This window comes from Brenneria sp. hezel4-2-4, assembly GCF_013155275.1.
Lineage (GTDB): Bacteria > Pseudomonadota > Gammaproteobacteria > Enterobacterales > Enterobacteriaceae > Brenneria.
In genome coordinates this window covers 278,150-296,142 of sequence record NZ_JABJXS010000001.1, presented here as the reverse complement: position 1 = coordinate 296,142, position 17,993 = coordinate 278,150, and the positions used below count along the sequence as shown (strand labels likewise).

Sequence of the window (17,993 nt, the reverse complement as noted above, 5' to 3'; positions counted from 1 at the left end):
AACATGACCGGCATTAAATAATCGCAGGCCTAATGTGTGTCATTTTGGTTATGCGCGTTAGGGCGCGATGGGTTAATCCAAGGACTTCAAAATGAAAAAATTGATTGTCGCTATTATTACTTCTGGTTTTCTGGCTATGACAGCAAGCAGTGCTTTCGCTCATTCTGGTGGGACAGATGCCAACGGTTGCCATACAAATCACAAAACGGGGGATTATCACTGTCATAACAAAAAGCGCTAACCATCTGAATATGGAACTCACTTCAACCAGTTCCTGACGCACATAACTAGCGCCAGGAACAAAATAAATCCCACGATCCCGACGATAATACTTCCCTCGCTATCCATGTGCATTTTGCTCTTTCCGGTGATGACCAGCGCAGCGACTCCAAACGGAATAGCAAAAACGGGATGAATAGTGACCATGACGGCGGCCAGAATTAGGCAGATAATAAAGGCGGTGGATGACATAAATATCCTTTTGCTTGAACGAAAATTTCCCGAATTTTTCCGAAATAGTTCATAACTATTTGATATTGTTGATCATGAAAGAACGGTGTTGATAGGTACCTAAAGCTCAAAAATCATGATAATTAATTGATATTTAAAGAAATATTTATAATTTCTCAGCTATAGGAATCGTATTCGGTCTTTTTTTAATTTATTGATATTTAATGATTTTATTTTTGAATGTCCGAAATTTGTCCGAAATTCAATATCCAGTCTTTTTACAAATAGGCGATTCTTTTCGCCCGTGTATCCAGATACTTATCTGTCATTTTGTAGTGGCATAGTAAATTTGGCCACTTGAATAGAAGTGATATTACCATCTTAGAATATAAAACAGGTGGCATCATAACCAGACGTAATTTCAGGCTAGAGTTTAGACTTGAAGATGCCCAGTCAGTGATGGTTGGCACGTCATCCCATATGATGTACTGAAAGCGGAACGCGTTAATAAAAAACGTCTGACGCAATCCAGCTGGCAACCTCCGCTGAATTGGAGGAAACCAGCTTTGCGCCAGTTTGAAGCGTTAGCGTATCTATTACTACGTTATGATCGGCGTTTCCTAAAGTTTTCGTCGTTTTGCGCGTACTGTAAGGAATCAAGTATTAGTCCAGATATCCTTAAAACATCTTCTGGATTTTCTATGAATATTCTACTGTTATCACATTCAAGTCCTGCTCTCTTGATTTCATTGCTGATAATTGGCGTTATATCAATTGGGAGTTGAATTGAGGAACGGGACTTTTTGTCATGGTAGCGAACCAACCATCGGTTCGTCTTACCCTGGAACAATATAGAGTAGTAGGATTCAGTATCCTTTGGTTGCAGTTCATACTCAGGCCCGACTATTGATGCAATCTTCTCAAATAACACCCGTTCATTGTATGTAGTGATGATATTTGGATTATTTGGATCGATGAGATCAGATCGTTCGTCCACATAGGCCGTCTCTTCCACTTTGCTGCCAGGTGCTTCCTCAGTAGCTGGTGACTTCGAAGATAAACCAGATACAACCATCGCGCTAACTGAGCGCTCGACAGCCTGCCGCACCAGAGGAGTTATCGAATCTATAAATCGCTGATTGAGTTGTCGTCCGATATTTGCTCGTCCAGCTACATAACGTACAAATTCAGTATCAACTTCTTTAAGGCTTGTACTTATAACTTTCACAAATGCCGATATGTAAACACTCTCTTCGGCTAAAGTACGTAAAGCTTCTGGCTTGAACTTATCATGCCGGAATCGAAATAATTGCTCTGCATCTGAATCAGTAACATCATCCATCCGTATCCGCAAAAACGGTGTTGGATCCATAATGTTTTTTTCTTTCAGGTCAGTAAAAAACCGCCATTCTACACCGTTGGTAATGGCTGAGATGGTAACCTCAGGAGTTGAATTGAAATATCGAGAGAGTTGTGGACAGTGGTTGTCTATCTTCTCGCGATAAGATTTTGCTTCGATAAACATTACGGGGACGCCTTGGCAAAATAGCGCATAGTCGACGCGCTCACCTGCTTTTACTCCGGGAAAATCTGCTCCATATTCAGCTCTTACTTTTTGCGGATCATATGCATTGAAACCTAAAATATCTAAGAATGGTAGAATCAATGCCTGCTTGGTCGTTTCTTCTGTCGTACAGTGTTCACAGACCTTCTTAACATGCTCAATGTGGTTTTTGAGCCGAGCCTTAAAACTTTCCATTCATCCCTCCCACAGAGGTAATTATTTGTTAGTAAATAAATATTGGTTGTTTTCCTGTTTGAATCTGTCCGCAAATATTTCTCGATACATTCGTCTATTCCTTTAGTCACACTTGAAACAGATAGATCATGCGATCTCGCATATACACCGGAAACTGACGAGATAAATTGAGCATCTGCCGTTCACGTTACTTTGCTCCAGAACCTTCATCGGTATTTTCACCAACGAATTCATGCGAATGAAACGCAATTAGCCTCTGCCAATGCGGATGTTTTACTGATTGTTCCAGTTCTAATCCAACCAGTAATTGTCTGTTAACACTCATTGCGATGCGAGTCATATCGGACTTAGAAAGCCCTTTGTTATTCAATTCAGTAAGCCTTGATATAAGACTGTTGCCCGGATTTTTATTGTTATAGCAAAGATTGTAAACCTTTGCTTTATATCAGCATAGAAAATTATCTATTGATAATTTGGTAAATAAGTTGCTCCATTCACCTTTGAATGTTGATAAAAATGACAGGTCTTAACAGTTGTGCAATCCAATTAGCCGACTCGGCGGGTAAGTTCAGTGTTGTGCTAGGCATTAGCACAATGTTGGCATGTTTGTGGAAAAACGGTGGTCAAACTTAGCACGTTCTCGCCATCTTTATAGCAACTGGCAGATTCAGGTGTGGACGCAAAACCGATCGAAAGCAATAAATATGGTAACTTCCGGACAAACTCTTTCCCTTTCTCCTTCCCTTCGCGTCGCCAGGCAAGATTTCCTATCGCATGAACGGTTGGCGGATCTCATCAATGAGCTCCCGGCCACCGCTCGATATAAAAAAAGCCCACCTACAGAGGATGGGCTTTGCTTTCCCTGATGTCATCGTTATTGTTTGAGTTTCAGCATTATCATGACATTGGATTTGTGTATTTTATAAACGTTTATACAGATCAATTCTGCGTTATCGATCGGTTGTAGCGATCGATTCATCCATCCGTGGTGTTCTATCGATCAAGCACCGGGCGGATGGCGTATTTTAAAGGTTTTCATGCTGATAAATTCAGCAGTAGGATAAGTAGAGCTAGATAACTTAATTCGTTAGCAAAATGCGAAGGGAAACAGATGCAGATTTCAGAAAGTCGCTTAACGGGTATTGCACAGGCGCTATTGCAAAAAGTGGGCTGTGAAGAACAGGAGGCCGCTTGTGTGGCCGAACATTTAGTGGCGGCCAACCTGAAAGGGCATGACAGTCACGGTGTGGGGATGTTGCCGCATTATGTAAGTTTTATTGCGGATGGGGTGATGCATCCGAACACCCCGGCCCGTAAAATCCGCGACGGCGGCGCGGTGTTGCAGTTTAGCGGTGAGCGCGGATTTGGTCAGCGCACCGGTAAAGAGGCCATGCAGGCGGCGATCGAGCGGGTGAAGACCACCGGCGTATGTTTGATGACGCTTTCGTCAACCTGTCATTTGGGCCGTATCGGCACCTATGGCGAAATGGCGGCCAAAGCGGGGCTGGTGTCGATTCATTTTGTTAATGTGAATGACCTCGACCCGATCGTCGCCCCCTGGTGCGGCAGCGAAGCGCGGTTTGGCACTAATCCGATTTGTATCGCTTTTCCAGGGAGTGAAAACAATGCCGCTTTCGTACTCGATTTCGCCACCAGCATCGTCGCGCTGGGGAAAACCCGGGTAGCCTATCTGGCGGGAAAAAAGTTTGATGAAGAGGTTATGCTTGACGCCAACGGCATCTCCACCAACGACCCGCGGGTGATGTGGGAAGGGGAAAAACACGGCGCATTGAAGCCTATCGCCCGGCACAAAGGCGGTGGACTGATTATTGCCGCCGAACTGCTGGCGGGATTGTTGTCCGGCGGTGGGACGATCCAGCCGGAAAATCCACGCCGGGGGGCGATCGTAAATAACATGACCACTATTGTGATTGACCCGGCCAGTATGGTGTCGATGGCGTGGTTGCAGACAGAATATGATGCGATGCTGGACTATGTCCGCTCTTCAACAGCGCCGGATCCTGAACAGCCGATTCTGATTGCCGGTGAACCAGAGATAAAAACCCGCGCGCGGCGGCAGGCCGACGGGATTGTCATTTCCGATCAGGAGTGGCAAAAGATCGTTGAAGCCGGCGTTTCGCTGGGCATGTCCGCTGAGGATTTTACTTTATAAAGCCGGTGACGTTGTTGCCGCCATGTTTCCGAACAGGCGCGTTTTTTACGCCCTTACGCCGATAACCTAGTATTGTTTAAGGGTGCGCGATAACCGAGGAGACAGGGTAAATGTGGAAGTTGCTGGTGTGCCTGGTTGTTTTAGGGGCGTTGATTGCTTTTTTTCCGGTACTCCAACGGCACCTTCCGCCCGGTTACGATCCGTTCTCGCCGTTGTCTGTCGACGATCCGCCAACGTTCATTACCCGTATCAAACTAAAGCAGTTGGCGGACGATCCCGCTGCCTGTCTGGCGGTATTAAGGCAGGCGCAGGATCAGGGCCGCATTACGTTCTCTTTGCCAGGCGATATTGACGGGCAATGCCCGTTATCTTCTCCTGTTCGCGTTCAGCGTTTTGGCGACGTGACGCTCGGTTCAAGCTTTTTAGCCAGTTGCCCGCTGGCGCTCAGCAGCACGATGTTCGTCACGCAATCGGCGATACCGCAGGCGCAGCGGCTTGGCGCCGCGCTGTCGCGCATTGATCATCTCGGCAGCTATGCGTGTCGTAATATCTATCATCGTCCCGAAGGCCGGCTAAGCGAACACGCCACGGCGGATGCCTGGGATATAGCCGGTTTCCGGCTAGCGGACGGGCGACGCATCAGCGTGTTGAATCAGTGGAAAGCGACGGATGAAACCGGCGATTATCTGCGAACCACGTTTGAGCAAAGCTGTGGTTTTTTTGGCAATTCGCTGGGGCCGGAATACAACGCGGCCCATGCCAATCATTTTCATCTGGGGATGCGCGGTTTTGGCGTGTGTCGCTAACTGAGTATCGGGCAGGCACGGGTTAAAAGTCCGCGTATTCCTGAGCGGGCAGCCAAAAACCATCGATAAATTCTTCGATAGGATAGCACCCGGCGTGACGTAATCGTTGCTCATCCATGGCCTTGAGACACTGCGGTTCCGTATTGTAAGCACCGATCATCAATTCATCACAGCCGTTGCCGAGATAACAAACAAATATCACCAGTGCAAACATGATGCTCTCAACTCTCCGTAATAAATCGTGCTACTGTTGCCTCGTCGCTATGTAGGCAATTGTAGATGAAAATCAGGGAGAAGTGAGGCGATGCCGTCTATCAGGTGGTTTTATCGCCATCGGATAGACGGATGCGAGGTTTAGCGGTTATTAATCTGTACCGCGGAACAGGCGCCGTCGCGTACCAGATCGCGCGGCAGATTGTTTTTTATCCGGCTGCCAATACGCTTGGTCAGTCCCACCGGCGTGCGATGATAGGTCAGCAACAGTTCATCGGCCGCGGGCGCGGGTTCCGGATAGCTGTCCTTGCCCTGAAACCATTCACATGCCTGTCGATCGCTGAGCGCATAGGCGTGGCCGACATCAGCGTTCGCCAGGGCGACAACGGCTTCATGCTGCCAACGATAGCCTTTGGGAAACCGTTCCGCCAGTTTAAGGCCAATGCGTGAGAATCTGATTTTCCCGAAAGCGGATGCCAGAGCGGCGGGAAACAGCCAGATTTCATTGTCGCGTTGCCACAGTTGTAACCGTTCGTTTTCCCACCTCAGTCCCTGTTGATGCGCCGCCTGAACAACCGACGCACTGTCTTTGGCGCTCAGCGGCGAGAAAGGGAATTTCCCGACTTTGTAACCGGGCGCAGGCAGCGGCGGGACGCTGGCCGTTTTACGCAAACGCGCGACGAAAAAGCCTTCGCTGTCGTAAATTTGTGGGAAGACGTGTAAAAAACCGTCTTCCGTGGCGGCAAGCGCCGCATCCGGGAACAGATCGGTCAGCGGCTCGAATTCACAGGCCTCTGGATAAGCCTGTTGCAACCAGCGGCATACCTGCTGATTTTCCTGCGTGTTCAGCGTGCAGGTGGAATAAATCATTACCCCGCCGGGTTTTAAAGCATGAAAGGCGCTGAGGATCAGTTCGCGCTGGACTGCGGCAATGCTGACGATACTTTCTGGCGACCAGTGGTTCATCGCCGTAGGATCTTTACGTACTACCCCTTCGCCGGAGCAGGGCGCATCAAGCAGGATCGCATCGAAATATTCGGGTAACGCGGCGCCGAAGACCCGTCCGTCAAAGTGGGTCAACGCCGTATTGCTGACGCCGCAACGGCTGATATTGGCGTGCAGTACCTTCACCCGGCTGGCGGAATATTCATTGGCGATGATGGCGCCCTGATTATCCATTCCGGCGGCGATTTGCGTGGTTTTGGAGCCGGGCGCCGCCGCCATGTCCAATACTTGGCGCGGGGCGGTATCCTGATGAAAAAGGGCGCTGACCGGCAGCATGGAACTGGCTTCCTGAATGTAAAACAGGCCGCTCAGGTGCTCCAGCGTATTACCTAACCGCACGGTTTCATCATCGCCGTTCAGCAGCCAAAAACCTTCACTGCACCAGGGAATCGGTTCGAGACGCCATTGATAGGACTCCGCCAGCTTTACGAATTCCGCGGTGCTGATTTTTAACGTATTGACGCGAATACTGCGGCGCAAGGGGCGCTGACAGGCGGCGATAAAATCGTCCATCGTCAGATGGGCGGGCATGATCGTCTGGATTGCCGAGAGAAATTCCGGGGGTAAATGGGCTGAGGTCTGTTTAGCCACGCTAAGAGGTTCCGTTACCGCGATAAAGATTAAGTGGTGGAGTGTAACATATTTGCAGGGCTTACCGCGTGGGAAGAAAAAGGGCAGTCAAACTGCCCTGAGTTTGCTGACAAAGTCTGGTGAGCGGCGGTAATGGATGGATCGTAAAGACGCTGCAAGTACGTCCCTGTAAGCTCGAACCACGCCATCCCTGGCGCGGACGCTTTACTCTTCCATTCCATTATCACCGTTCGATAAAGGGTGATAGGTTTGTCAACGGTCTGAGGGCAGTCAAACTGCCCTTTGCCGCGCTTAATTCGCGGGGATCGCCGTTCCCCATTGCCGCCACTCTTTGGGTTCTTCGTTGCGCAACAGAAAATGTTTCCCTTCCTGGGCCCGCGGTGCCAGCGGGGTAGTCGCCGGGGTGGCGAATGCAATCCCGCCGCGGATAAACTGCTGGAATGTCCCGCTTTTTATCACGCCGCCGGTCAGGCCGAACTCCAGGTTATAGCCGGAGGCCAGCCAGAAGACCGAGTTGTTTCTCACCAGATGCTGATAGCGTTTACTGATGCGCAGGGCGACGGATATGCGGTCGGACAGCGTGCCCAGCGACAGGCCGGTGACGGTTCCCACTTCAATTCCCCGGAACAGCACCGGCGTGCCTACCTGCAATGCGCCCGCTTCCGGCGCATCCACGCTGATGTTCAAACCATCCTGATAGCGAGAGTCCGAAATGCTGGCCTGTTGCAGTTCAAAACTGCGGGTTACGCTGCCGCTGCCGGGTTCAACATTGATATAGGGTTGGAACAGGGTATCTAGGTGATTAACCCCGGCTGCTGAAATCTCCGGCGTAACGACCGAAAAGCGAGTTCCCGCGCGAGTAAATCCGCGCACATATTCGGGATAAAGCACCGCCTGTACCAATACTTCATTACGTTGCTCGGAAAGCCGCAGGGATTCAAGCTGACCGATATCGATCCCCAGATAGCGGATTGGCATGCCCGGCGACAGCTTGCCGGCATCAAAGGTTCGCAGGGTAATGCGGCTGCCGACGGCGCGTGCCGCGGTTTCGTTGTTGTAAAGGACTCGCTTGCCGCCTTTGACTTCCGGCGCGCCCGCCAGATTGTCGAAGCTGATGGCTCCCCTGAGCGCGCGGTTAAGCGGCGAGGCCTGCACCGTTAGCCCGGAGGTGTTCAACTGGATGCGGGCGCCGCCTTCAGCCCAGAAAACGCTTTTATCCGTCAATAGCTTGCGGTGCTCCGGCCGGATATAGACATCCACCTCAAAGGAATCCGTTTTCGGCCGTACCTGCATGATTTCGCCAACCTGAAACTTGCGATACAACACAATCGAACCGTCCTGAATATCGGGCAGACTGTCGGTCACCAGGGTCAAGGTCGGGGAGGGTGCGCCGCCACGGATGCCGGCTTCCGCCTTGTCGAGATCGCTATAAAGCGGATAACGCTGCTGCACCTCGCCCTGACTGCCGGGCAAGACCTGAACGCCGCCGCTAATCCACTCTTGCGCGCTGGCTCCCAGCATCTGTATGCCATCCAGACCCATTTTGACGTTCAGGCGGCTATTGACGACGAATTTACTGTCGCGATGCAGAAGCTGCCGGTATTGAGGTTCGATCACTAGGGTAAAGCTGACGCCTTTTTCGTCCAGGCTGCGCTTAACCACCTGACCAATCTGCACGCCGTGCAATAACACCGGCTGGCCGCTATCGATACCGTAGCTTTGCGCGGCATTCAGTTGGATGGACAACGCGCCGGGTTGTGCCAACTGTTGCTGGCCGCTGTCCTCCACGGTGAAGTGGTGGCGCGGTTCGCCCTCGCCGGGAATGAGCGTCAGGGTCGGGCCGCCGAGCAGACGGGAGATATTCAGATCGCTCAGCGACAAGCGCGGTTTGGTCAATTCGATACGCGTCCCTTCACGCATCAACGCGACGACCGCCGGATCGATAATCAGTTCGCCCGCGACCTTGCTGCTGTTCGGCACCAGCGTGATTTTTTCCAGCGTGCCGACTTCCAATCCCTGATATATCAGCGGCGTACGCCCCGCCGACAGACTGTCGCCGGAGGGCAAATCAAGCGAGATCGCCACGCCGCGCTGGCTTTGCGCCAGATCGGGATAGAGGCGGTAGGATTGCTCCGCGTTGGCGGTTTCGCTGTCATCGGGGGAGTCAAAGGCGACGGCGCCGTTGACCAGCGCGGCGAGGTTTTCCATTTCGACCCGGGCGCCGCCGAAGCTGACGTCGGCGTTGAAGCCCGATACATTCCAGAAACGACTGTTTTTCTTCACCAGATGGGTAAATCGGCGCTCGATCAGCACGTCAATCATGACGCCGTTATGATCCGGCGCGACGGTGTAGTCGTAGACTTTTCCCACCGGAACCTTGCGGTAATAGACCAGAGAACCGTTACTGAGGGAGCCTAAATCATCGGCGTGCAGATGGATCAGCAGTTCGCCGGTGTTGACCCGGTACTTGGGTTGGGTATCCAGCGCGGAAAAATGCTCCTGGGGTTCCCCGTCGCCGGGCATCATGCCGATATAGTTACCGCCGACCAACGCATCCAGACCGGAAACCCCCGCCAGCGACGCTTTCGGCGTGACCAGCCAGAACTGGGTTCCGGAACGTAACGCGTCTTTCATGTCGCTTTTTATACTGGCTTCAACCTGAATGGTGCGTAAATCGTCACTGAGCGTAATGTTCTGCACGGTGCCGACTTCGACCCCCTGATAACGTACCGGCGTGCGGCCGGCGACGATGCCGTCGGCCGACACAAAATCAATGGTGACGGTCGTGCCTCGCTCCTGTTGGTTGGTGTACACCAGCCAACCGGCGATCATCAGCGCAATCAACGGCAGCAGCCAAAACGGCGACAGCCGGCGTTTATTCTTCACAGCGGCGGCAGTTGGTGTCTCGGATATTTTGTCTTGCATGGTTATCCCACATCAGTCGGCTATCCAGCCATTCAACGGCCAGGATAGTTAAAATCACTGCGGTGCCAAAATAGAAAGCCGCAGGCCCCATGGTAAAAGCAAGTAATTGATCGCGGTTGACCAGCGACATCGTCAGCGCAATGACGAATAAGTCCAGCATTGACCAGCGGCCGATCCAGCGAATGACGCGCAACATCTTCATCCGGGCAAGAAGACCGTCCTCAACCCGCAGATGAATACTTAACAGCAACCCTGTCAGCACAATAACCTTAGTAAAAGGCACCAGAATACTGGCAATAAAAACCACCAACGCCACCGGGATATTGCCCGATGCCAGCGACAGAATGCCGGAAAAAATGGTGTCTTCGGTGCGAACGCCATTCACATAAATAATGGAAATCGGCAGTAGATTGGCAGGCAACAGAAAGATAACCGACGCAATCAGCGCCGCCCAGGATTTTTGCAGGCTATGTCTTCGCCGCAGGCGCAGCGGAATATGACAGCGCGGGCAGCGTCCACGGTTATCCGGCGCGCTGCTGAAATGACAGGCGAGGCATATCCGGTAACGTTCCGGTGAGATAACCGGGCGCAGGCGCGGATAAAACCGTTGCCATAGCTGATCGGTATTCAGGTGGATGATCGTCAGCACGCTTAGCGTCATCAGCGCCAGATAGGCAATCAGGCCGGCGCCTGGCTGAATGTCGGCAAACTCCCTGACCTTGATGGCGGCGACCACGATGCCGACCAGGTAGATATCCAGCATCATCCACTCTTTGAGCTTGCCGAGCATTAACAAAATCGGGCGCAGATTCAAGCCGATGCGCGGCGCAAAAAACAGATACAGGAGCGAAAATACCAGCGTCAGCGGCGCGCCGACGGTACAAAACGCCACCATGCTGGCGGTGACCGGATTCCCTTGCCGCGTAATTTGCCAGATCCCCTCAAACAGACTGGCATTAATGGAGACGCCAAGCAGACGGATGCTGATTAACGGTTCGGTATACGCAAACGGCATCAGCAACAGCATGGCGACGGCCATCGCCGCCAACCGGGATATTGACCAGTCGCGCCCTGAGCTTACCCTGGCGTCGCAACGCGGGCAGTTTGCCGTCTGGTTATGTTTAAGCTCGGGCAAGACAAAAAAAGCATCGCATTCAGGACAACGGTGATAACGTCCGGCCCGTCGCGCGGGCACGCCGGCGCCGTCAACACAGGGGGGCCTTGATGGCGGGAGTGGCGCAGGACTGGCTATGCTAACTATTTTCATATTTCCTGCTGTCAGATGGACCCGCTTGCGCGTGTATCGGGTACGGATAAGTGTAACCGAACCAGAGCATAGCGTAACTGAATGATGGGTGACATAAAACGGCGCTACACTCTGTAGATGATAAGATTAAATGACAAATAGCACGATATGCAGGGTCACGGTATTTTAAAGAGGATGATTCCGCGCGCTAATGAATAAATCTTGTGGCATCCTGTAGCGGTTGCTTGTGGTTTGTGATTTTGGTGTATATGGCTGATAGATTGAAAAAGACAGAATAGTATTTTATGAAAAAACAACAATTTTATACCGATCTGGTTCGCGATTTATCCGCGCTGATTGAGGGGGAGAATCGTTTTATCACCCTCTTGTCGAACAGCAGCGCACTGTTGTTCGAACGTCTCGATGGGGTTAACTGGGCCGGTTTTTATCTACTGGAACAGGACTCGCTGTTTTTGGGGCCGTTTCAGGGCCGGGTGGCTTGCGTACGTATTCCGGTAGGTAAAGGCGTATGCGGCCGGGCAGTCGCTGAAAATAAGATTCAACGCGTAGGCGATGTTCATGCGTTTCCCGGCCACATTGCCTGCGATGCCGCAAGTAACGCCGAAATTGTGCTGCCGCTGACGGTCGGCGGTCGGTTGATCGGTGTTTTAGATATTGATAGCACTGTTTATCAACGGTTTGACGCAGATGATGAAGAGGGGCTTAAGGCGGTGGCGACAGCACTTTGTGCACAACTTGAACAGAGCGATGTACTGACTTTTGTCAATTCTCTCACGTTGAGACAAGGATAACGTAGCAATTGCCGATGGCGTCATTATAATGACGCCTGTTCATGCCTGCGCCGGTTGGCAAACCCGTTGTAATCAGGAAATTTCATGGAAAATCAACCTAAGTTGAACAGTAGTAAAGAAGTCATTGCCCTTTTGGCAGAGCGGTTCCCGCTTTGTTTCACCACCGAAGGTGAAACCAGACCGTTAAAGATCGGTATTTTTCAAGATCTTGTTGAGCGCGTACACGAAACGGATAACGTCAGCAAAACGCAATTGCGTTCCGCATTGAGGCTATATACCTCAAGCTGGCGTTATCTGTACGGTGTTAAGCTGGGCGCTCAGCGTGTGGATTTGGATGGAAATCCCTGCGGCGAACTGGAACAGCAGCATGTCGATCATGCGCGTAAGCAACTGGAAGAAGCGAAAGCCAGGGTTCAGGCCCAGCGTGCCGAGCAACAAGCGAAAAAACGCGAAGCCGGCGAGACGGCCGAACCGGCGCGTGCTCGCCCGGCGAACGGTAAAAGCGCGCCGCGTCGTGAGCGCGACGCCAATCGTACCGCGCCGCGTAAACCACGCCAGGCTTCTTCCCGTCAGTCATCGTCCTCTTCTCAGCATCCCGCCAACGCTCAGCCCCGTCAGGCAAGACCTGCCGGCAACGAGCCTCAACAACAGCGGGTTGCGGTTACGGACGTATCCAAACTGCAAATCGGTCAGGAAATCAAAGTCAGAGCCGGCAAAGATGCCATGGATGCCACTGTGCTTGAGATTGCCAAAGGCGAGGTCAGGGTTCAGTTGGCTTCGGGAATGGCGATGATCGTGCGCGCAGAACACTTGCAGTTCTGATACGGAGGCCAACCTGGGCATGAACAATTTAGCCAGAATAACCGTTATTGCAGGTCTACTGCTGGCGGGCGTCGGTTTTGCATTTGCAAATGAGACCATAACGCGCGTTGAACAAGTTCCTCAGTTACAGCAGGAGCCGCAGCATGTCACGGTAAGCGACAGAGTCGCCTCGCGCTTTCTGCGTTCTCACTATCGCCAGTTTATGCTGGACGACGCGTTTTCCGAGAAAATTTTTTCCCGCTATCTGAATATGCTGGACTACAGCCATAACGTGCTGCTGGCTTCAGATATCGCGCAGTTTGCCGATAAGAAAACGCAGTTGGATGATCAACTGAAGTCCGGCACGCTGGATCTTCCCTATGCGCTGTACAATCTGGCGCAGAAGCGGCGTTTTGAGCGCTATCAGTATGCGTTGTCGTTATTGGACAAGCCGATGACGTTTACCGGCGATGATACTATCGACCTCGATCGCAGCAAGGCGCCCTGGCCGCAAAACGTGGGCGAGCTGAACCGCTTATGGGACGCGAAAGTTAAATACGACTGGTTAAGCCTGAAGCTGACCGGTAAAGAAGATAAAGAGATTAAGGAAACGCTGACCAAGCGATATCAGTTTGCCATCCGCCGTTTGGCCCAGAGCAATAGCGAAGATGTCTTCCAACTGATCATGAACGCCTTTGCGCGGGAAATTGATCCGCATACCAGCTATTTATCGCCACGGAATACCGAGCAGTTCAATACCGAAATGAGCCTGTCGCTCGAAGGGATCGGCGCGGTATTGCAGATGGACGACGATTACACGGTGATTAACTCCATGGTGCCCGGCGGCCCGGCGGCGAAAAGCAAAAGCATTACGGTGGGCGATCGCGTGGTGGGGGTCGGTCAGACCGGTAAACCGATGGTGGATGTCATCGGCTGGCGTCTTGACGATGTGGTCGCGCTGATTAAAGGGCCGAAAGGCAGTCAGGTTCGGCTGGAAATCCTGCCGGCGGGCAAAGGCACCAAAACCCGGACGGTGACGCTGACGCGCGAGCGCATTCGTCTTGAAGACCGCGCGGTCAAGATGTCGGTCAAGGATGTCGGCAAAGAGAAAGTGGGCGTGCTGGATATTCCGGGGTTCTACGTGGGCCTGACGGATGACGTGAAAGTGCAGTTGCAGAAGCTGGAGAAACAGCACGTCAGCAGCATCGTTATCGATCTGCGCAGCAACGGCGGCGGCGCGCTGACCGAAGCGGTAGGGTTGTCCGGCCTGTTTATTCCCAGCGGGCCGGTGGTGCAAATTCGCGATAATAACGGCAAAATCCGCGCAGACAGCGATACTGACGGCACGGTGTATTACAAAGGGCCGCTGGTGGTGCTGGTCGACCGTTTCAGCGCCTCCGCGTCCGAAATTTTCGCCGCGGCGATGCAGGACTACGGCCGCGCGCTGGTGGTGGGCGAACCGACCTTTGGTAAAGGCACCGTGCAGCAATATCGTTCTCTGAATCGCATCTATGATCAGATGTTGCGCCCCGAGTGGCCGTCATTAGGCTCGGTTCAGTATACCATCCAGAAATTTTATCGTATTGACGGCGGCAGTACGCAGATGAAAGGCGTAACGCCCGATGTGATGATGCCGACCGGAACCGAAACGGTTGATACCGGCGAGAAATTCGAGGACAACGCGCTGCCGTGGGATAGCATTAAAGCCGCTGACTACACCAAGAGCGGCGATCTGAAACCGATTATCAGCACGCTAAATGAAAATCATCAGACGCGTATTGCCAAAGATCCGGAGTTTCAATATATCGCCGAGGATATTGCGCGATATAACGCGATGAAAGACAAACGCAATACGGTATCGCTCAATCTTGCCCAGCGTGAGAAAGAGAATAACGATGATGAAGCGATGCGTCTGAACCGGATTAACGATCGTTTGATCCGCGAAGGCAAAAAGCCGCTGAAATCGCTGGAAGCCTTGCCGAAAGATTATCAGGCTCCGGATCCTTATCTGGATGAAACGGTGCAGATTGCTCACGATCTGGCACAGCAACAAAAGTAGTCAGTCACCGTTTATTATCTGTTCTGAACCAACCCCGGCGCGTCCGGGGTTTTTCTTGCCGGCATAATAGCCGTTTCGTTTATTAGCGCGTCCTGCCCTGCGGGAACGGGCTTTTATTTGATGTGAATCAAGCGTACGAGTCGATGCAGGAATATGATTGAGAATAGTTATAAGTCATATTCATTCTCCGGCGTGTATTCCGGGTGATAATACTTAATATAATTATTTTATTTGAATTTAATTTTATAGAAGCAAGGAAATAAACATGGCGTTACATCTTCAAACATTGCTGGATATCCCTCTCAATGCGAGTGCGGTTGTTGCCCGCATTCGTTTGAGCGAGGAAAACCGGCAGCGTTTAACCGAGTTAGGTATCCGTGTGGGCGGCAATGTGCGTGTTATTCAGCGGGAAGAAAACCAGCCGTTGATGCTTGCCGCCGGTGACGGGCGCATCGCCATTAATTGGGATATGGGAAAACAGGTGTGGGTTTCTCCACAGTCGACGCACTAACAGAAGGTAAGTGAAGATGTCTCTGGAAGAACTCACCGTCGCGACCAAATGGAGAGTCATTGGCTTTCAAAAAGGCTCTACGGATTATCGTAAGCGTCTGCTGGCATTGGGCGTCACGCCGGGGGTGGAGTTCGCCGTGTCGCGGGTTGCGCCGCTAGGCGATCCCATCGAATTGCGCTTACGCGGCGCGGCAATCAGCGTCCGTAAGAGTGAGGCGCAAATACTTATTCTCGAAAAATGCTGAATCAATAAAATCAGGCAGGAATCCTTATGGATGCGCAACCCGTTATTTGCGTTGTCGGCAACCCTAATTGCGGCAAGACAACATTGTTCAACGTGCTTACCGGCGGTAAGCAGACGGTAGGCAACTGGCCGGGGGTGACGGTAGAGAAAAAAGTCGGCTACTACCGCTATCAAAACCAGCTCACGACGCTGGTGGATCTTCCCGGCGTTTATTCACTCAATCCCTCATCCGAAAGTTCAGAAGATGAACGCGTTGCCAGAGATTATATTTTATCCGGCGAAGCGGATTTGGTGTTGAATATTATCGATGCGTCCAATCTGGAGCGAAATCTTTATTTGACGGCGCAACTGCTGGATATGAATGTCCCGATGGTCGTCGCCGTAAATATGATGGATATCGCGTTATCACGTAAGTTGGATATTGATATCGCCGGGCTACAGCAACAATTGGGATGCCCGGTCATTCCTATTACCGCCAGCCAGAAAAAAGGCATCGATAATTTACGCCAGACCTGCTTTGCGGCCGTCTCTCTTCCGGCGGCGCCCAACGTCGCCATTCCTTACGATGCGCCGCTTCAACTGGCGGCGCAAGACATTGCGCAACGGCTCGCCGAACACGCTGAAATACCCAATCCTCACTGGCTGGCGCTTCAGCTGCTTGAAGGGGATACCACGGTTCGCGCCGGCATTCCCGCATCGCTGCTGGCAATGGCCGATGCCAAAGTGGCGGCGTTGATTGAACACTATGAAGACGAGCTGGATATCTTTCTGGCGGATGGCCGCTATCAATTCGTGTCGGCGATTGCGCGCTCGGTGATTACTCGCCGCGGTGAAATGTCCGCCACGCTGACGGATAAAATAGACCGCATCGTATTGCATCGTTTTCTGGGCATCCCGATATTCCTGTTGGTGATGTACCTGATGTTTGTATTCACGATCAATATCGGCAGCGCTTTTATTGATTTCTTCGATCAATTCTTCGGTACTGTTTTTGTTGACGGCATGGGGGAACTGCTGGTTGCGCTCAATACTCCCGCCTGGCTGAAAACGCTGATTGCCGACGGCATTGGCGGCGGGATTCAGACGGTATCGACGTTTATCCCGGTGATTGGCTGTCTCTATCTGTTCCTGTCGTATCTGGAAGACTCCGGGTATATGGCGCGGGCCGCGTTTGTCATGGATCGTTTCATGCGCAGCATCGGTCTGCCAGGCAAGGCGTTTGTGCCGCTGATCGTTGGTTTCGGCTGTAACGTGCCGGCGGTGATGGCGACGCGCACCATGGAAAAACACAGTGACCGCATCGTCACCGTGATGATGGCGCCGTTTATGTCATGCGGCGCGCGTTTGCCGGTGTACGTCTTATTTGCCGCGGCGCTGTTCACCCGCGGTGGGCAGAATCTGGTGTTCGGTCTGTATCTGATTGGGATCGTCGCCGCCGTCGCCACCGGTTTTATGCTGAAAAAAACCGTGTTGCAAGGCGAGGCGTCCACGTTCGTCATGGAAATCCCGCCTTATCATCTACCCGGCCTGCGCAGCGTGCTGATTCGTACCTGGGACAGATTGAAAAATTTTATTTTCAGAGCCGGGAAACTGATTGTCATCGTGGTCACCGTATTAGGTTTTCTGAACTCAATGGGTACTGACGGCACATTTGATAATCAGGATAGCGACAAATCGGTGCTGTCGGCTATCGGGCGGCAAATTGTGCCGGTATTCGCCCCCATGGGCATAAAAGCGGAAAACTGGCCGGCGGCGGTCGGCGTATTTACCGGTATTTTCGCCAAGGAAGCGGTGGTCGGGACGCTGGATTCGCTTTATGGCGCGATGGCCGATGCCCAGAGCGGGGCTGACGAAAGCGCGGAGGCGCCATTCAGCCTGCAAGCGGGGATCGTCGGCGCGCTGGCGACCATTCCTGAAAACCTCAGCGGGCTGGGCGGCGCCTTACTGGACCCGCTGGGTATTGAGGTCGGTGATTTGAGCAATGCCGAATCGGTGGCGCAAGAAAATGCGTTTTCGGTTTCATCGTTGACGGTGATCGGCCAACTGTTTGATGGCCGGCTGGGGGCGTTCGCCTACCTGCTGATGGTGCTGCTTTATGTACCTTGCGTCGCTGCGGTGGCCGCCATCTGGCGTGAGGTTGGTACGGCGTGGACGCTGTTTTGCGTGGCCTGGACCATTGAATTAGGTTACGGCACGGCGGTGGTGGTCTATCAGGTTGGTCGTTTCGCCCAACATCCGATCTATTCAACGCTGGCGATTGCCGCTGTGCTGTTGGCGTTGCTGATAACCATCCTGTTTTTACGCCGAAATGCCGCAGCAAGGCCAGCGGTTGGCGTGAGTCAACTGAACGAGAGCGTTTGAGTTGTTAATGTCGCAGGTGAGGGAACTCGCCTGCACGG

General features: G+C 52.3%; 15 protein-coding genes. 9 read left to right on the top strand and 6 right to left on the bottom strand.

The annotated features are described in order from the left end of the window. Nucleotides 1-91: 91 nt before the first annotated feature. Nucleotides 92-241 carry a YHYH domain-containing protein gene (locus HOY33_RS01350; protein ID WP_172287887.1) on the top strand — a complete coding sequence of 50 codons (150 nt, stop codon included), beginning with the start codon at nt 92-94 and terminating at the stop codon, nt 239-241. A gap of 17 nt (nt 242-258) precedes the next feature. Here HOY33_RS01350 and HOY33_RS01345 read toward each other — a convergent pair whose 3' ends face one another. Continuing rightward, nucleotides 259-471: a hypothetical protein gene (locus HOY33_RS01345; RefSeq protein ID WP_172287493.1), complete on the bottom strand. Its 213-nt coding sequence runs from the start codon at nt 469-471 to the stop codon at nt 259-261. Nucleotides 472-1,054: 583 nt separating this feature from the next. Continuing rightward, nucleotides 1,055-2,209, bottom strand: coding sequence for a type I restriction endonuclease (locus tag HOY33_RS01340; RefSeq protein ID WP_172287885.1), 1,155 nt, complete (start codon nt 2,207-2,209; stop codon nt 1,055-1,057). A 1,111-nt stretch (nt 2,210-3,320) separates the two neighbouring features. On the opposite strand from HOY33_RS01340, the gene HOY33_RS01335 reads away from it, so the two are divergent. Both HOY33_RS01335 and HOY33_RS01330 read left to right on the top strand, forming a co-directional pair. Beyond that, nucleotides 3,321-4,382 carry a malate/lactate/ureidoglycolate dehydrogenase gene (locus tag HOY33_RS01335; RefSeq protein ID WP_172287883.1) on the top strand — a complete coding sequence of 354 codons (1,062 nt, stop codon included), beginning with the start codon at nt 3,321-3,323 and terminating at the stop codon, nt 4,380-4,382. Between the two features lie 110 nt (nt 4,383-4,492). Continuing rightward, the gene (locus HOY33_RS01330; protein WP_172287881.1) at nt 4,493-5,188 is read left to right on the top strand and encodes an extensin family protein; all 696 of its coding nucleotides are present in this window, start codon (nt 4,493-4,495) and stop codon (nt 5,186-5,188) included. Nucleotides 5,189-5,210: 22 nt separating this feature from the next. On the opposite strand, the gene HOY33_RS01325 is transcribed toward HOY33_RS01330, so the two are convergent. From HOY33_RS01325 to yebS, 4 genes are all read right to left on the bottom strand, one after another. After that, the gene (locus tag HOY33_RS01325) at nt 5,211-5,402 is read right to left on the bottom strand and encodes a YebW family protein (protein WP_172287879.1); all 192 of its coding nucleotides are present in this window, start codon (nt 5,400-5,402) and stop codon (nt 5,211-5,213) included. A gap of 140 nt (nt 5,403-5,542) precedes the next feature. Further along, nucleotides 5,543-6,997: a 16S rRNA (cytosine(1407)-C(5))-methyltransferase RsmF gene (gene rsmF, locus HOY33_RS01320; protein WP_172287877.1), complete on the bottom strand. Its 1,455-nt coding sequence runs from the start codon at nt 6,995-6,997 to the stop codon at nt 5,543-5,545. Between the two features lie 291 nt (nt 6,998-7,288). Then, a complete protein-coding gene (locus HOY33_RS01315) occupies nt 7,289-9,922 on the bottom strand; it encodes a PqiB family protein (protein ID WP_172287875.1) in 2,634 nt (877 codons plus the stop codon). Beyond that, nucleotides 9,873-11,189, bottom strand: a complete 1,317-nt coding sequence (yebS, locus tag HOY33_RS01310) for a membrane integrity lipid transport subunit YebS (protein WP_172287873.1) — start codon at nt 11,187-11,189, stop codon at nt 9,873-9,875. Before yebS ends, HOY33_RS01315 begins: the two co-directional genes overlap by 50 nt. A 284-nt stretch (nt 11,190-11,473) precedes the next feature. Here yebS and HOY33_RS01305 point away from each other — a divergent pair, with 284 nt between their 5' ends. From HOY33_RS01305 to feoB, 6 genes are all read left to right on the top strand, one after another. Continuing rightward, the gene (locus HOY33_RS01305; RefSeq protein ID WP_172287871.1) at nt 11,474-11,980 is read left to right on the top strand and encodes a GAF domain-containing protein; all 507 of its coding nucleotides are present in this window, start codon (nt 11,474-11,476) and stop codon (nt 11,978-11,980) included. An 84-nt stretch (nt 11,981-12,064) separates the two neighbouring features. Beyond that, a complete protein-coding gene (proQ, locus tag HOY33_RS01300; protein WP_172287870.1) occupies nt 12,065-12,802 on the top strand; it encodes an RNA chaperone ProQ in 738 nt (245 codons plus the stop codon). A 19-nt stretch (nt 12,803-12,821) separates the two neighbouring features. Then, nucleotides 12,822-14,840, top strand: a complete 2,019-nt coding sequence (prc, locus tag HOY33_RS01295; protein WP_172287868.1) for a carboxy terminal-processing peptidase — start codon at nt 12,822-12,824, stop codon at nt 14,838-14,840. 265 nt (nt 14,841-15,105) lie between these two features. Further along, the gene (locus tag HOY33_RS01290) at nt 15,106-15,351 is read left to right on the top strand and encodes a FeoA family protein (protein WP_172287867.1); all 246 of its coding nucleotides are present in this window, start codon (nt 15,106-15,108) and stop codon (nt 15,349-15,351) included. Nucleotides 15,352-15,367: 16 nt separating this feature from the next. Continuing rightward, entirely contained in the window at nt 15,368-15,595 is a 228-nt protein-coding gene (locus tag HOY33_RS01285) for a FeoA family protein (RefSeq protein ID WP_172287865.1), read from the top strand. Between the two features lie 26 nt (nt 15,596-15,621). Beyond that, nucleotides 15,622-17,955 (top strand): Fe(2+) transporter permease subunit FeoB, encoded by a 2,334-nt coding sequence (gene feoB / locus HOY33_RS01280; protein WP_172287863.1) that lies wholly within the window; start codon nt 15,622-15,624, stop codon nt 17,953-17,955. Nucleotides 17,956-17,993: the final 38 nt, after the last annotated feature.

What these genes read in the sequence shown, in the direction of transcription:
- HOY33_RS01350 (WP_172287887.1), top strand. Translation starts at nt 92, where the DNA reads ATGAAAAAATTGATTGTCGCTATTATTACTTCTGGTTTTCTGGCTATG.
- HOY33_RS01345 (WP_172287493.1), bottom strand. Translation starts at nt 471, where the DNA reads ATGTCATCCACCGCCTTTATTATCTGCCTAATTCTGGCCGCCGTCATG.
- HOY33_RS01340 (WP_172287885.1), bottom strand. Translation starts at nt 2,209, where the DNA reads ATGGAAAGTTTTAAGGCTCGGCTCAAAAACCACATTGAGCATGTTAAG.
- HOY33_RS01335 (WP_172287883.1), top strand. Translation starts at nt 3,321, where the DNA reads ATGCAGATTTCAGAAAGTCGCTTAACGGGTATTGCACAGGCGCTATTG.
- HOY33_RS01330 (WP_172287881.1), top strand. Translation starts at nt 4,493, where the DNA reads ATGTGGAAGTTGCTGGTGTGCCTGGTTGTTTTAGGGGCGTTGATTGCT.
- HOY33_RS01325 (WP_172287879.1), bottom strand. Translation starts at nt 5,402, where the DNA reads ATGTTTGCACTGGTGATATTTGTTTGTTATCTCGGCAACGGCTGTGAT.
- HOY33_RS01315 (WP_172287875.1), bottom strand. Translation starts at nt 9,922, where the DNA reads ATGCAAGACAAAATATCCGAGACACCAACTGCCGCCGCTGTGAAGAAT.
- yebS (WP_172287873.1), bottom strand. Translation starts at nt 11,189, where the DNA reads ATGAAAATAGTTAGCATAGCCAGTCCTGCGCCACTCCCGCCATCAAGG.
- HOY33_RS01305 (WP_172287871.1), top strand. Translation starts at nt 11,474, where the DNA reads ATGAAAAAACAACAATTTTATACCGATCTGGTTCGCGATTTATCCGCG.
- proQ (WP_172287870.1), top strand. Translation starts at nt 12,065, where the DNA reads ATGGAAAATCAACCTAAGTTGAACAGTAGTAAAGAAGTCATTGCCCTT.
- prc (WP_172287868.1), top strand. Translation starts at nt 12,822, where the DNA reads ATGAACAATTTAGCCAGAATAACCGTTATTGCAGGTCTACTGCTGGCG.
- HOY33_RS01290 (WP_172287867.1), top strand. Translation starts at nt 15,106, where the DNA reads ATGGCGTTACATCTTCAAACATTGCTGGATATCCCTCTCAATGCGAGT.
- HOY33_RS01285 (WP_172287865.1), top strand. Translation starts at nt 15,368, where the DNA reads ATGTCTCTGGAAGAACTCACCGTCGCGACCAAATGGAGAGTCATTGGC.
- feoB (WP_172287863.1), top strand. Translation starts at nt 15,622, where the DNA reads ATGGATGCGCAACCCGTTATTTGCGTTGTCGGCAACCCTAATTGCGGC.